This is a genomic window from Weizmannia agrestimuris, assembly GCF_943193165.1.
GTDB classification, from domain to species: Bacteria; Bacillota; Bacilli; order Bacillales; family Bacillaceae_C; genus Weizmannia; species Weizmannia faecalis.
Map to the genome: position 1 here is coordinate 26,172 of NZ_CALPDC010000017.1, position 13,825 is coordinate 39,996.

The following is a 13,825-nucleotide window of genomic DNA, read 5'->3' on the forward strand; positions in this document are numbered from 1 at the left end:
ACAGACGGTTTTCCTCAACAGCTTATTTCATTTCAGCAAGGAATGAATCAATCGGGGTGTGAATATGAAATGTATTGTCGGGCTTGGAAATCCGGGAGCCCAATATGAACATACAAGGCATAATATCGGTTTTGAAGTGGTCAATCTGCTGGCAGAACGGCTGCAGGCCCCTTTTAAACAGTCGAAATTCAAAGGGCTGTGTGCAGAAACAACTGTAAACGGCGGGAAAGTGCTGCTTTTAAAACCGATGACCTATATGAATTTATCCGGTGAGTCGGTCAAAGCAGTCATGGATTATTACCGCCTTGGCACCGAAAATTTACTCGTCGTCTACGATGACCTTGATCTTCCGCCCGGCAAAATCCGCCTGCGGCAAAAAGGAAGCGCCGGCGGCCATAACGGAATCAAATCCATCATCCACCATCTTGGAACCCAGGAATTTAACCGGATTCGCATCGGTATCGGGCGGCCGGACAGAGATGCCTATATGCCGGATTATGTGCTCGGCCGTTTTTCAAAAGAGGACCGGGAGAAAATGCAGCTGGCGGTTGAAAAAAGCGCCGATGCTTGCGAAGCCTGGTTGAAAAAACCGTTCCCGGTCGTGATGAACCTTTATAATTGAGTCTTGAGTCGTATCGATGCGGAATATGGGGAATCTGCGCGAAATTCCGCGGCCATTTCTTCCGTTTTTATAAAAAAACGAATAACCCCTTCCCGTTGCGCCCATACTATATAAGGACGATATGAAAAAGGGGGCCGGAAGATGGCCGTTCATTACTATTGCCGGCACTGCGGCACAAAAATTGGCACCATCACGGACATCGAAGCAGACCGGATGGGACTTTTCTTTTTGACGGATGAGGAGCGGCAGGAAATGGTACTTCCTCAAGAAGACGGGAGCGTCCGCATCCAGTCAATTTGCGAAGAATGCCAGGATTCATTTGAACGCGAACCCGCATTTCATCAATACGGCTATTTAATCCAATAATCCGCTTTGGAAGGAGTCCAAAGCATTTTTCTGTTTTGCTGCAGGAACATTTATGCTTTCTGCAGCCCCTTCCTGTTTAAATTTTACAAAACAGTGTGAATAGTAGAGAAAGGGAAATCGGATCAAGAGAGGAGTTGGCCCTTTTTGGACGGAATACAAAAAATGATCCTTGAACACAAGGAAGCAGAATCGGTCATAAGCGGTACAACGGCCGGCCTGAAAGAGCAGCTTGTTTCCGGGTTGTCCGGTTCCGCCCGTAGCGCTTTTATTGCTTCGGTCTATCAAAAAACGGAACAGCCGGCCATTGTGTTAACTTATAATCTATTACAGGCGCAAAAGTTGTATGATGATCTCCTGCAATTTGTGGATGAAAGCGCCTTATTTCTGTATCCCGCAAATGAACTGATTGCGGCCGAATTGGGTGTGGCAAGCCCCGAGCTGATGGCCCAGCGGATAGAGGTGCTGAATGCGTTGCTATCGGGGAAAAATTGCCTGATCGTTGTCCCGATGGCCGGATTGCGGAAAATTTTGCCGCCGAAAACGGTTTGGGAAAAGTACCAGCTGCACGTCGAAACAGGAAAAGAAATTGAGCTTGATCACGTATTGGGAATGCTTGTGGAAATGGGTTACACCCGGTCGGATATGGTCGATTCACCGGGAGATTTTAGTGTGCGCGGCGGGATTCTTGATATATACCCGCTGACAGAAGAAGACCCCGTCCGGATCGAATTATTTGATACGGAAGTAGACTCCATCCGGACGTTTTCCGCTGACGACCAGCGTTCCCGGGATAAACTTTCTGCTGTCTCCATCGGACCGGCGACGGAATATCCGGCAGACCGTCTTTCGCTTATGAAAGCGGCTGAAACGGTAAAAGAAGGGCTCAGCAAAACACTTGCAAAAATTAAAGATGATCAGGTAAAACAACTGCTTGCCCAAAATATTAGTTTTGACATTGAAAAGCTGAAAAACGGGGAAAAACCCGATCAAATCTTTAAATATTTATCGATTCTATATGACCAGCCTGCCAGTCTCTTAGACTATGTGGAAACAGCCGGCATTTTATTTTTGGATGAGTTCGGCCGGATTCAGGAAATGCAGGAGCGCCTCGATAAAGAAGAAGCTGAGTGGTATACGGCGATGGTGGAAGAAGGCAAAATGATTTATGATTTGGCCGTTTCCCACGCCTTAGATACACTGCTGTCGGGAAAAAAATGGAAGAAAATCTATTTGTCACTGTTTTTGCGTCATATTCAAAATACAAATCCGCAAAACATTGTGAATATCGCTTGCAAGCCGATGCAGTCGTTCCACGGGCAGATGCATGTGCTGAAAGCGGAAATCGAACGTTGGAAGAAAGGCCGTTTTACGGTAGTTTTCCTTGGTGCGGACAAAAACCGGGCTGAAAAAATCCAAAGTGTGCTGGAAGATTATGAGATTGAAGCTGCTTACGTGGCGGAAGATCTTATCCCGGGGCATATCCAGGTGGCGGAAGGGAACCTGAACACCGGTTTTGAGCTGCCAATGTGCAAGCTTGCCGTTATTACGGAAGAAGAACTTTTTAATAAAAAGGCGAAGAAAAAAACGCGCCGGCAAAAGTTGTCCAATGCTGAGCGGATTAAAAACTATTCCGAGCTGAATGTTGGGGACTATGTGGTTCATGTCAACCACGGGATCGGGAAATATTTAGGGATTGTGACGCTTGAAATCAACGGCGTCCATAAAGACTATCTCCATATTAAGTACCAAGGTTCGGATAAGCTGTATGTGCCGGTTGACCAGATCGACCTTGTCCAAAAATACGTCGGTTCGGAAGGAAAAGAGCCGAAACTTTATAAGCTGGGCGGCAGCGAATGGAAACGGGTCAAACGGAAAGTCCAGTCATCCATCCAGGATATCGCGGACGACCTTGTCAAATTGTATGCGGAGAGGGAAGCATCAAAAGGGTTTGCCTTTTCTCCGGATGGGGATATGCAGCGTGAATTCGAGGCGGCTTTTCCATATAAAGAAACGGAAGACCAGCTCCGGTCGATCCAGGAAATCAAGCGGGACATGGAAAAAGAGAAGCCGATGGACCGTCTGTTGTGCGGGGATGTCGGCTACGGCAAGACAGAAGTGGCGATCCGCGCCGCTTTTAAAGCAATGATGGACGGCAAGCAAGTGGCCATGCTTGTACCGACCACCATCCTTGCCCAGCAGCATTTTGAAACGGTCACGGAAAGGTTCCATGGCTATCCGATAAAAGTCGGGCTGTTGAGCCGTTTCCGGACGCGTAAAGAGCAGAATGAAACAATAAAAGGCTTGCGCAACGGGACAATTGATATGGTGATCGGGACGCACCGGCTGCTTTCAAAAGATATCCAGTTCCATGATCTGGGCCTTTTGATCATTGACGAGGAGCAGCGGTTCGGTGTCAGCCATAAGGAAAAAATCAAGAAATTAAAGACGAATGTCGATGTGCTGACCTTGACCGCAACACCAATCCCAAGGACGCTGCATATGTCCATGGTCGGCGTACGCGATTTATCTGTAATTGAAACGCCGCCTGAGAACCGTTTCCCGGTACAAACTTACGTGCTGGAGTATAATGACCAGATGGTGCGGGAAGCGATCGAACGTGAACTGGCACGGGACGGGCAGGTTTACTTTTTGTATAACCGGATTGAAGATATTGAGCGGAAGGCGGAAGAAATTGCACGGCTTGTTCCCGATGCGCGCGTGGCGTATGCCCACGGCCGGATGACAGAATCTCAGCTCGAATCGGTCATTTTTGGTTTTCTTGAAGGCGAATACGATGTGCTTGTGACGACGACAATTATTGAGACGGGCGTGGACATCCCGAATGTCAACACCTTGATCGTCAATGATGCGGACCGGATGGGACTGTCGCAGTTATACCAGCTGCGCGGGCGTGTCGGGCGGTCCAACCGGGTGGCATATGCTTATTTTACGTACAGAAAAGACAAAGTGCTGGCGGAAGCGTCGGAAAAAAGGCTGCAGGCGATTAAAGAATTCACGGAACTCGGATCCGGCTTTAAAATTGCGATGCGCGATTTGTCCATCCGCGGCGCCGGCAACTTGCTGGGCGCACAACAGCACGGGTTCATCGATTCAGTCGGTTTCGATTTGTATTCGCAAATGTTGAAGGAAGCGATCGAAGCGCGGAAAGGGGCAGACGGCGAAGAGGAAAAACTGCCGCCATTTGAAGTCGAACTCGAAATTGATGCGTATATTCCGGATGCCTATATAAAAGACGGATACCAGAAAATTGAAATGTATAAACGTTTCAGGGGCATCGAGACGCTTGAAGATATCGAAGAATTAAAAGTAGAGATGATTGACCGTTTCGGCGATTATCCGCAGCAGGTAAGCGACCTGTTTACGATTGCGGAAATGAAAGTATACGCCAAAGAAGCAATGCTTTCATCGATTAAACAAAACAAACAACTGATCACGATTTTAATGTCCGAAAAAGGCTCGAAACAGGTAAACGGCCCGAAAGTCGTGGACATTGTGAGACAATACGGGCGTTCAGCCGGATTCGGCATGGAAGGCAATCAGCTGAAAATTACGCTGGATATTAAAAAAAGCAAGGGCCATGAGTGGCTTTACACCTGCACGGAAATGATCCGGGAACTGCGGGGCGCCTTTCTAAGGGCCGAAACGACGAGCGCTTCCCGGTAAGATGCAAGCAAAAAACTAAAGGGCTGGCGGTTTTTTGGTAAAGGCCCGTTTGTAAAAGCACGGAACAATGGTTTCTTTTGTTCCGTGCTTTTTACGGTTCTTTAGGTTTGCCAGGGAAAATTTTTGGGAAAAAGATAGAGAAGAATTGGAAATCAATCCAATCGATAGCAATTGTACAAAAAACGTTCATGATGTATAGAACTTGCCAGATGAAAGATACTAATGTCAACGCAGGTAAAGGATTCAAGAGCCATCTGAGGATGGAAAAAAATCATCTGATGAAAGTGAGGGCAACTTTAAATGAAAGCAACTGGTATTGTTCGTCGTATTGATGATTTAGGCAGAGTTGTCATCCCGAAAGAGATACGAAGGACGCTTCGTATCCGTGAAGGGGACCCGCTTGAAATTTTTGTGGACCGCGACGGGGAAGTCATTTTGAAAAAATATTCGCCGATCAGTGAATTAAGTGATTTTGCCAAGGAGTATGCCGAAGCGCTGTATGACAGTTTAACGAGCCCTGTCCTGATCTGTGACCGGGATGCCGTGATTGCAGTCAGCGGCGGTTCAAAAAAAGAATATTTAAATAAAAGAAACGGTGAAGTGATCGAAAAAGTCATGGAGGACAGAATGCCGGTTTTATCAAAAGAAAAAGGAAAAACGGCGCTGGTGGACGGTGTGGAGGAGGAACTGGCTTCTTATACGATTGCTCCAATTGTCGCAAGCGGCGATCCGATCGGTGCTGTCGCCATTTTTTCTAAAGACCGCACGCTCGGGGAAGTGGAACAGAAATCGGCGGAAACGGCTGCCGGATTCCTGGCCCGCCAGATGGAACAATAAGGCTTTTCTCCCGTTTTTTCCACGACTCTTTTGTCATCATTTATTTTCACGTACGCCAAAAAAACGCAGGCAAAGGGTCTGCGTTTTTTGATCTGTTTTTTTGCAGGTTGTCTGTAAGGCGCGTCTTGTATCCCTTTTTATGGTATAATACATTCGATTTTATTCTACGTACGGTGTGGCGGCCGTGTGAAAGGCAGAAAAGACGTGCAGCAGGATCATGAGTCAAAAAAGCTTTTTCAAGGCATTCTGATTTTAACCTTGTCATCCGTCATTACAAAAATCCTCAGTGCAGTTTACCGCGTGCCGTTCCAAAATATTGTCGGCGATGTCGGTTTTTATATTTATCAGCAAGTATATCCGATTTACGGGATTGTGATGGCACTCTCCTCTTCCGGTTTTCCGGTTGCCGTTTCCAAAATGGTGGCGGAACGGGAAGCAGCGGGCGAAAACAGCCACCGCACATTTTTAAACGCGGTGTTCCTCATCCTCGGTTTATTCGGTGCCGGATTGTTTCTTGCCGTTTTTTTCACTGCAGGGAAGCTGGCGGCATGGATGGGGGATCCCCGTCTTTCTCCGCTTATCCGGACGGTTTCCTGTTCCTTTTTGCTGATGCCGTTGATTTCCGCGATCAGGGGTGTTTATCAGGGACAGGGAAGGATGGTGCCGACTGCGCTCAGCCAGGTACTCGAACAGACGGTCCGGGTTGCGGCCATTCTTCTTCTTTCCTTTTGGCTGGTCCGCGGCGGTTTTTCGCTTTATGCAGCCGGACAAGGGGCCGTGTTCGGTTCCGTGCTGGGAGGTGCGGTGTCTGCGGCAGTGCTTGTATTTTATCTGGTAAAGGGCGGCAGACAGGAAAAGGCAGCCCAGCTCCTTGAATGGAACGACGTAAAGCAGGCGGCCCGCTCCCTGTTTTGCAGCGGGATTGCGGTCTGTATCAGCGGCCTTGTCCTCGTTTTGTTCCAATTTGTCGATTCCCTCCATCTTTACGCGTTGTTAAAAGACGCCGGCTGGGGGGCGGAAGCGGCAAAAAAACTGAAAGGCATCTACGACCGCGGACAGCCGTTTTTGCAGCTTGGAACAGTGGCAGCGTCCTCCTTTGCCCTGAACCTTGTCCCGGTAATTGCACTTGAATATAAGAAGGGCAGGCGAAAAAGCCTTGAAAAACAGGTACAGGCTGCTTTAAAAATCAGCACGGCGATCGGCGCGGGCGCTGCAGTTGGACTGATTGGGATCATGCCGTTTGCCAATACGATGTTGTTTGAAAGCAGCGCGGGAACAGCTGTGCTGTCTGTTTTTTCGGTTTCCATCTTATTCAGCACCTGGATTTTAACCTTTTCAGGCATCCTGCAGGGAATGGGCAAGGTGTACACCCCTGCAGTTGCCATTACAGCAGGCGTCTTGTTGAAATATGGGTTAAACGAGGTGTGGGTTCCCCGTTTCGGGACGATGGGCGCTTCCGCTGCCACCGTCGCCGCTTTAGGGTTTATTTCGCTTATATTGATGATAAAATTGGGTAAAGCATATGTTAAAATGCTGCCGGCTCTATTTTTCGGCAAGCTCGCTCTCTCCCTTTTTGCCATGTCCGCTTGTTTGCAGCTTTGGCTCCGCCTGTTTGCCTACGGGCTTTCGGGCAGGGCAGCAAGCGTCCCGGCTGCTTTGGGGGGGACGGCGATCGGTGCGGCTGTTTTTCTATTTTGTGCCGCCCGGCTGCGTTTGCTGACGGATGAAGAATGGGGGCTTGTGCCTTTTGGAACAAAATTAGCCGGCCTGAAAGGAAAGAATTGGATTGGAAAACAAAAAACATAGCATCACTGTTGCCGGTCTCGGGGCCGGGGATATGGGCCAGCTTCCGCTCGGTGTATACAGACAGCTGAAAGCAAACCGGAAAATTTTTCTGCGGACAAAAGAACATCCGACCGTGTCGGAACTTGAACGGGAAGGGATGAAGTATACGGCTTTTGATGACGTATACGAGCGCCACGATCAATTTGAAGCGGTATACGAAGAAATTGTGGAGATCCTTTTCCGGGAAGCGGAACAGGAGGATATTCTTTATGCCGTACCTGGCCATCCGTTTGTGGCGGAACGGACAGTCCAGCTTCTGCTCGAACAAAGCGCGGCTAAACAGATGGAAATCAAAATCGCAGGCGGGCATAGTTTTATCGATGCGTTGTTCGCTTCTGTCAGGGTGGATCCGATTGAGGGCTTCCAGCTCATGAACGGCACTGCTTTAAAATCGCACGACATCCGGACGAACCAGCATTTGGTAGTCGGGCAGGTGTATGATACGTTGACGGCTTCTGAAGTCAAGCTGGCCCTCATGGAAAAATATCCGGATGAACACCAGGTGGCCATCGTCCGCGCTGCCGGCAGTACGGATGAAGCTGTTAAATGGCTGAAGCTGTATGAACTGGACCGTGGATTTGAGCTCGATAATTTAACGAGCGTCTACGTTCCGCCGCTTAAAGAGCAGGATTTGCGGGATTTCGCCGAGCTGCGGCAAATCATCGCGGCTTTGCGTGCGCCGGATGGTTGTCCATGGAATCGGGCACAAACCCATCTCTCGCTGAAAAAATATTTGCTTGAAGAGTGCGAGGAAGTGCTTGCCGCGATTGACAATGAAGATGAGGACAATCTCGTTGAAGAGCTTGGCGATGTGCTGCTCCAGGTTTTGCTGCATGCGCAAATTGGCGAAGAGGAAGGCATGTTTACGATGGAAGATGTGATAGAAGGGCTTGCTTCAAAAATGATCCGGCGCCATCCGCATGTGTTTGGCAATGTGAAAGCCGAAAGCGCGGAAGAAGTCGCGCAAAACTGGGAGCGGATAAAAGCCGCCGAAAAACAGGAAAAACGGGAGTGAGGGATGGACATGGAAAACACGACAATGCGCCTCGATAAATTTTTAAAAGTCTCGCGGCTGATTAAACGGCGTACGCTTGCAAAAGAAGTCGCCGACCAGGGCAGAATCCAGATCAACGGCGTCCAGGCAAAAGCCAGTTCAAACGTGAAAACGGGGGATGAACTGACCATCCGTTTCGGCCAGAAAGTGGTCAAGGTGAAAGTGGAGAACTTAAGGGAGTCGACAAAAAAAGAAGACGCCGCCGGCATGTACACGATGATCAGTGAAACGCGGGTCAACGAATAAAAATGTTTCAGGGTGTCCCGAAGCTGTGAACCGGCTATGGGCGCTCTTTTTATTTTTCTGGCAGAAACGCGCCCCCCGGGATATGCGGGAGATGGGCCATACGCCCGATGCAGTTGCGGAATGGAAGCTTTGCGGGAAGGCGTTTCCGGAGGGCCGCGCGAATTCCGCATGGCCGTGCTTCCGTTTCGTGTGCCGTTCCCTTTTGGTCTTTTTTTGTCCGGACGGGCATAGTATAGTACAAAGTTTGGACAAGGAAAGTGGGGATCAGGATGAGTGACTTTTATAATACACCGCAAGGCAGCAAACCGGTTCTCCAGGAACACGATGTGATGATGCGCGGCCGCAAGCTGCTGGATATTACCGGCGTGAAACAGGTGGAAAGCTTTGACAATGAGGAGTTTTTGCTGGAAACGGTAATGGGTTTTCTCGCCATCCGCGGGCAGAATTTGCAAATGAAAAACCTGGATGTTGACAAAGGGGTCGTCTCGATAAAAGGGAAAGTGTTTGATCTTGTTTATTTGGATGACCATCACGGGGAGAAAGCTAAGGGACTCTTTAGCAAGCTGTTTAGATGAGCCTGAGCGTGCAATTTTATACGATGCTTGCCATGATCGCGATGGGAAGCTTTTTTGGCGGCACCCTTGATACGTATAACCGTTTTTTGCAAAGGCGGAACAGAAAGCGCTGGGTTGTCTTTGTCCATGATGTCCTTTTTTGGCTGTTCCAGAGCCTGCTGCTGTTTTATGTCCTGTTCCTGGTAAACGCCGGGGAAGTCCGGTTTTATATTTTTATCGCTCTCTTGTGCGGGTTTGCCGCTTACCAGGCATTATTCAAAAACGGTTACTTGAAGCTTTTGGAATGGTGCATCCAGGCAGCATGCCGCACTGGCCGGTTTACAGCCGGCATGTTCCGGCTTCTTGTTTTCCGCCCGGCCAAAGGATTTGTCCTTCTTTTGTTTGCCCTTTTTCTCGGCGCGGGGCGATTGCTTTATACGATTGTAAAAATGATGGCAAAAATGGTAATATGGTTATTAAAGACCGGGCTTAAACCGTTTTCCGCACTGGGTGTTTTTTTATGGCGCATCAATCCGCTGCGCGTCTCTTTTGACCGTTTTTTTATGAAAACGGCAGGATTTTGGAAAACAATCCAGAATAAGTTTATCAAACTGAAAAACCGGATCGGCAAGTTTTTTAAAAGATAAGCCCGGTGGCTGTACTTTCCGCTCTGCCTAGGGCTTTTTAGGAGGGAGTATGTTGGGACGCAATATTGCTTCAATGGACAATGCTTATACGAAACAGCAATCGGTCAAAGAAAAAGTACTGGCAAGAAGGCGCAAGCTGCTTTTCCGGCGATTGGCGCTTTTCGGTGTTATGGCAGTGCTTGTTTCCGCACTGCTCGTCTCTACCCTGGTCTCACGGAACGCACAGCTCGCTGCAAAAAAAGAACAAAAAGCAAAGCTGGAGCACCAGGTAAGGGACATTGACAAGCAGCAGGCGATGCTTAGAAGCGAGATTAAGAAACTGAAAGATGATAACTATATTGCAAAACTCGCCCGCAGCGAATATTTCCTTTCCAAAAAAGGGGAGATCATCTTTAATCTGCCTGATTCCAAAAAGAATGCCCAAGAAGAAGACGTGTCTTATTGACACTCTTTTTTCATGTTCGTTATAATATGTTAAAGGTTGATTTTTTTATCTTTTAAGGAGGAAAATTTTTTTTATGTCAATTGAAGCAGGCAGCAAGTTACAAGGTAAAGTAACAGGCATCACGCATTTCGGGGCTTTCGTCGAATTGCCGGACGGCTCAACCGGGCTGGTTCATATCAGTGAAGTTGCTGATAACTATGTAAAAGATATTCATGACCATTTAAAAGTCGGCGATATCGTTGAAGTAAAGGTGCTGAATGTCGAAAAAGACGGGAAAATCGGTTTGTCGATCCGCAAGGCGAAAGACCAGGCGCAGCAATCCCAATCCCAGTCCCATTCCTATCGGCCGCAAAGGCATGGCCGGGGAAATAACCGCGGAAAAGAAGATTTTGAATCCAAAATGGCGCGCTTTTTGAAAGACAGTGAAGATCGCCTGTCTTCGCTCAAACGAAATACAGAATCGAAACGCGGCGGCCGCGGCGCGAGAAGAGGCTAACTTGCTGTCTAGTTGACTCATATATCCGTATCATTGCTTTTCATTGGAGGGCGGAACCGGTTCAAACAGAAATGTTTGTCGGATCCGCTTTTTCTTTTTGCTGTTTCGGACAAAAATCGCCGAATCACACGAAAAAAACCGGCCTTTAACGGGCCGGTTTTTTCAAAACGAATATAGCGGCGGAGGGGATCGAACCCCCGACCTCACGGGTATGAACCGTACGCTCTAGCCAGCTGAGCTACGCCGCCATGGCTTAAATGAAAAAGCACATTTTCTATAATAACGGCACTGCACCCATTTGTCAACTTCTCTTTTTGAAAAAAATTGTAAAATGCATCGCATATTTGTGGAAAAAGTCGAACTTTTCTTTGGTGTTGCATTGGAATTTTGACAAACTTTTAAAACTTGTCCTTTTATAATTGCTTGTATCAAAGTGATGAGGGGGAGTTTATGATGAATTTGGGGAAAGTTGAGCGGGGAATGATCGAGCAGGGGGGCCATGTGGATCTTGAGGAAACAAAAAAAGAGTTTGCGAAAGGGTGGAAGCAGCTCCGGGGGAAATTTGAATCGTTGTTTATCCAAAAAGGCATCAGCCTTTTGATCATCGGCTTTTTGCTGGGAAGGGCCCTTATTTTGTCCCATTTTACGCCGTTTGCATTGCCCTTTTTCGCAGCTGTCTATGTGATGAAGCGGGATAAGGCGCCCATCACGCTGCTCGGGCTCACTGCGGGCGGATTAACATTATCTGTTGCGAACGGGATGTACACGCTCGCATCGACCATCCTCTTTATTCTTGTATTCAGGTTGTTCGGCAAATACCATAAAGAGGAAACCCGGGTGCTGCCCTTTTACATCTTTGCTGTCTCGCTTGTTTCAAAATGCGCTTACCTTTATCTTCAGCAGCAGTTCCAGCTCTCTTTTTATGACGGCCTGATGGCGGGTGTGGAATCGTGCTTAACCTTTATCCTTACCATGATATTTATGCAAAGCATTCCAATCTTATCACAAACAAGACGAAAAAAAACATTAAAAACGGAGGAAGTCGTCAGTCTCATCATTGTGCTCGCGTCCGTTTTGACCGGGACAATCGGCTGGACGGTGAACGGGTTGTCCGTTGAGCATATTTTTTCGCGCTATCTTGTCCTCCTGTTTGCGTTTGTCGGCGGCGCGACGGTCGGTTCCACTGTCGGGGTTGTGACCGGTCTCATTTTCAGCCTTGCCAACGTGTCCAGCTTTTATCAAATGAGCCTGCTTGCGTTCGCAGGGCTCCTGTGCGGATTGTTAAAGGAAGGGAAGCGCGGGGGGGCGGCTGCCGGGATGCTTGTTGCGACCCTGCTGATTACGATGTACGGCGAGTCCGGGGCGTCTTTAAGCGCCGCGCTGTATGAAACATGCGTGAGCATTGCCCTTTTCTTTTTAACGCCGTCCCCGTTTACGGCAAAAATGGCGCGGCATATCCCGGGGACAGCCGAATATATGAAGGAGCAGCAGCAGTATTTAAGGAAAGTGCGCGATGTGACGGTTCACCGCGTGGAGCAGTTCTCGTCCGTTTTCCAGGCGCTTTCCAAAAGCTTTTCGCAGTATGACCATACGAAAGAAGAGGAGGACCGTGAGCGGGATCTGGATTATTTTTTCAGCAATGTCACGGAACGGACATGCCAGACCTGCTTCAAAAAAGAGCAGTGCTGGGCGAAAAACTTTGATAAGACGTATGATTTGATGAAAATGACGATGGAGGACCTGAGTGAAAGGGACGGCGCGGTTTCGAGGCGTGCTCATCGCGAATTGGAGAAACATTGTGTCAGGGCCCAAAAAGTGGAAGATGCGATCAACCAGGAATTGACATTTTACCAGGCCAATCAAAAATTCAAAAAAATGATCAAAGAAAGCCGGAAAATTGTCGCAGAACAGCTGCAGGGCGTTTCGGAAGTCATGGGAGATTTTGCAAAGGAAATTCAGCGGGAGCGCGAGAACCACCAGCGGCAGGAAGAAATGATTCTTGAGTCATTACAGGACTTCGGGCTCGATATTGACCAGGTGGAAATTTACAGCCTGGAGTCGGGCAATATTGACATTGATATCACCTTGCCGCAGTACAGTGGCTATGGCGAATGCGAAAAGATCATCGCGCCAATGCTTTCCGATATATTAGGGGAAACAATTGTTGTCCAGAAAGAAGAGTTCGGTTCGCAGTCGGGCGGGCTTGGCTATGTGACATTCCGTTCGGCAAGGGCGTTTGTCGTCGACACTGGTGTGGCGCATGCCGCAAAAGGAGGCGGTTTTATATCCGGTGACAGTTATTCAATGATCGAGCTTGGCTCAAGAAAGTATGCCATTGCCATCAGTGACGGCATGGGAAACGGCGAGCGCGCCCATCACGAAAGCAATGAGACACTGAGGCTTTTGCGGCAGATTTTGGAATCGGGCATAGAAGAAAAAATTGCGATCAAATCGGTGAACTCCATTCTGGCGCTGAGGACGCAGGAAGAAGTGTTTTCCACGCTTGATCTGGCGATGATCGACCTGCAGGATGCAAGCAGCAAATTTTTAAAAATCGGATCGACGCCGAGTTTTATCAAACGCGGCGATAAAGTGATCAAAATTGAATCCGGGAATTTGCCGATGGGCATGATCCAGGAATTTGATGTGGATGTCGTTTCCCGGCAGCTGAAAGCCGGCGATATTTTAATCATGATGAGTGACGGGATTTTGGAAGGCCCGCGTTACATTGAAAACCCGGAATTATGGATTAAGCGGAAAATCCGGGAGCTGGAAACGGAAAATCCCCAGGAAATTGCCGACCTGCTCATAGAAGAAGTGATCCGTTCGCGATCCGGTTTAATTGAAGATGATATGACGGTCGTCGTTGCAAAAATCAAACACAACACGCCGAAATGGGCGGCCATCCCCGTTAGCAAAGGGAAAAGAATGATCTCTTAAATGTCCGTGCCATATAGAAGAAGCGGAAGACAACGGTATATATTTTCTCCCGATTGTCGATGATGGTAAAAACGAAGAAATGCCGTTAA

The 13,825-nt window shown here is 48.3% G+C and carries 12 protein-coding genes and 1 tRNA gene; 12 read left to right on the forward strand and 1 reads right to left on the reverse strand.

Annotated elements, in window-relative coordinates:
• Nucleotides 1-64: 64 nt before the first annotated feature.
• The 11 genes from pth (at nt 65) to NFR98_RS08580 (ending at nt 10,796) form a co-directional block, all read left to right on the forward strand.
• Entirely contained in the window at nt 65-622 is a 558-nt protein-coding gene (gene pth, locus NFR98_RS08530; RefSeq protein WP_017550869.1) for an aminoacyl-tRNA hydrolase, read from the forward strand.
• Between the two features lie 141 nt (nt 623-763).
• Nucleotides 764-988 (forward strand): anti-sigma-F factor Fin family protein, encoded by a 225-nt coding sequence (locus tag NFR98_RS08535; RefSeq protein WP_014096567.1) that lies wholly within the window; start codon nt 764-766, stop codon nt 986-988.
• Nucleotides 989-1,132: 144 nt separating this feature from the next.
• Nucleotides 1,133-4,672 carry a transcription-repair coupling factor gene (mfd, locus tag NFR98_RS08540; RefSeq protein ID WP_251459965.1) on the forward strand — a complete coding sequence of 1,180 codons (3,540 nt, stop codon included), beginning with the start codon at nt 1,133-1,135 and terminating at the stop codon, nt 4,670-4,672.
• 300 nt (nt 4,673-4,972) lie between these two features.
• Nucleotides 4,973-5,509, forward strand: a complete 537-nt coding sequence (spoVT, locus tag NFR98_RS08545; protein ID WP_014096565.1) for a stage V sporulation protein T — start codon at nt 4,973-4,975, stop codon at nt 5,507-5,509.
• A gap of 186 nt (nt 5,510-5,695) precedes the next feature.
• Nucleotides 5,696-7,315, forward strand: a complete 1,620-nt coding sequence (locus NFR98_RS08550; protein ID WP_014096564.1) for a putative polysaccharide biosynthesis protein — start codon at nt 5,696-5,698, stop codon at nt 7,313-7,315.
• Complete coding sequence (locus tag NFR98_RS08555; protein ID WP_168985801.1) at nt 7,296-8,369, forward strand: MazG family protein; 1,074 nt, start codon at nt 7,296-7,298, stop codon at nt 8,367-8,369. Before NFR98_RS08550 ends, NFR98_RS08555 begins: the two co-directional genes overlap by 20 nt.
• Nucleotides 8,370-8,393: 24 nt before the next feature.
• Nucleotides 8,394-8,654, forward strand: coding sequence for an RNA-binding S4 domain-containing protein (locus NFR98_RS08560; protein ID WP_277613379.1), 261 nt, complete (start codon nt 8,394-8,396; stop codon nt 8,652-8,654).
• A gap of 269 nt (nt 8,655-8,923) precedes the next feature.
• Nucleotides 8,924-9,229, forward strand: coding sequence for a sporulation protein YabP (yabP, locus tag NFR98_RS08565; RefSeq protein WP_017553419.1), 306 nt, complete (start codon nt 8,924-8,926; stop codon nt 9,227-9,229).
• Entirely contained in the window at nt 9,226-9,855 is a 630-nt protein-coding gene (yabQ, locus tag NFR98_RS08570) for a spore cortex biosynthesis protein YabQ (RefSeq protein WP_207369394.1), read from the forward strand. The genes yabP and yabQ overlap by 4 nt, the downstream gene beginning before the upstream one ends.
• A gap of 49 nt (nt 9,856-9,904) precedes the next feature.
• Entirely contained in the window at nt 9,905-10,300 is a 396-nt protein-coding gene (locus NFR98_RS08575; RefSeq protein WP_013858014.1) for an FtsB family cell division protein, read from the forward strand.
• 73 nt (nt 10,301-10,373) lie between these two features.
• A complete protein-coding gene (locus NFR98_RS08580) occupies nt 10,374-10,796 on the forward strand; it encodes a S1 domain-containing RNA-binding protein (RefSeq protein WP_207369395.1) in 423 nt (140 codons plus the stop codon).
• Between the two features lie 174 nt (nt 10,797-10,970).
• Here NFR98_RS08580 and NFR98_RS08585 read toward each other — a convergent pair.
• Nucleotides 10,971-11,044, reverse strand: a tRNA-Met gene (locus tag NFR98_RS08585).
• Between the two features lie 205 nt (nt 11,045-11,249).
• Here NFR98_RS08585 and spoIIE point away from each other — a divergent pair.
• On the forward strand, nt 11,250-13,736 hold the full coding sequence (gene spoIIE / locus NFR98_RS08590; protein ID WP_251459967.1) for a stage II sporulation protein E: 2,487 nt from the start codon (nt 11,250-11,252) through the stop codon (nt 13,734-13,736).
• The last annotated feature ends 89 nt before the right edge of the window (nt 13,737-13,825 follow it).

Coding starts and splice junctions, on each gene's coding strand:
- NFR98_RS08535 (WP_014096567.1), top strand. CDS start 764: ATGGCCGTTCATTACTATTGCCGGCACTGCGGCACAAAAATTGGCACC.
- yabP (WP_017553419.1), top strand. CDS start 8,924: ATGAGTGACTTTTATAATACACCGCAAGGCAGCAAACCGGTTCTCCAG.
- NFR98_RS08580 (WP_207369395.1), top strand. CDS start 10,374: ATGTCAATTGAAGCAGGCAGCAAGTTACAAGGTAAAGTAACAGGCATC.
- NFR98_RS08575 (WP_013858014.1), top strand. CDS start 9,905: ATGTTGGGACGCAATATTGCTTCAATGGACAATGCTTATACGAAACAG.
- NFR98_RS08560 (WP_277613379.1), top strand. CDS start 8,394: ATGCGCCTCGATAAATTTTTAAAAGTCTCGCGGCTGATTAAACGGCGT.
- spoIIE (WP_251459967.1), top strand. CDS start 11,250: ATGAATTTGGGGAAAGTTGAGCGGGGAATGATCGAGCAGGGGGGCCAT.
- spoVT (WP_014096565.1), top strand. CDS start 4,973: ATGAAAGCAACTGGTATTGTTCGTCGTATTGATGATTTAGGCAGAGTT.
- yabQ (WP_207369394.1), top strand. CDS start 9,226: ATGAGCCTGAGCGTGCAATTTTATACGATGCTTGCCATGATCGCGATG.
- pth (WP_017550869.1), top strand. CDS start 65: ATGAAATGTATTGTCGGGCTTGGAAATCCGGGAGCCCAATATGAACAT.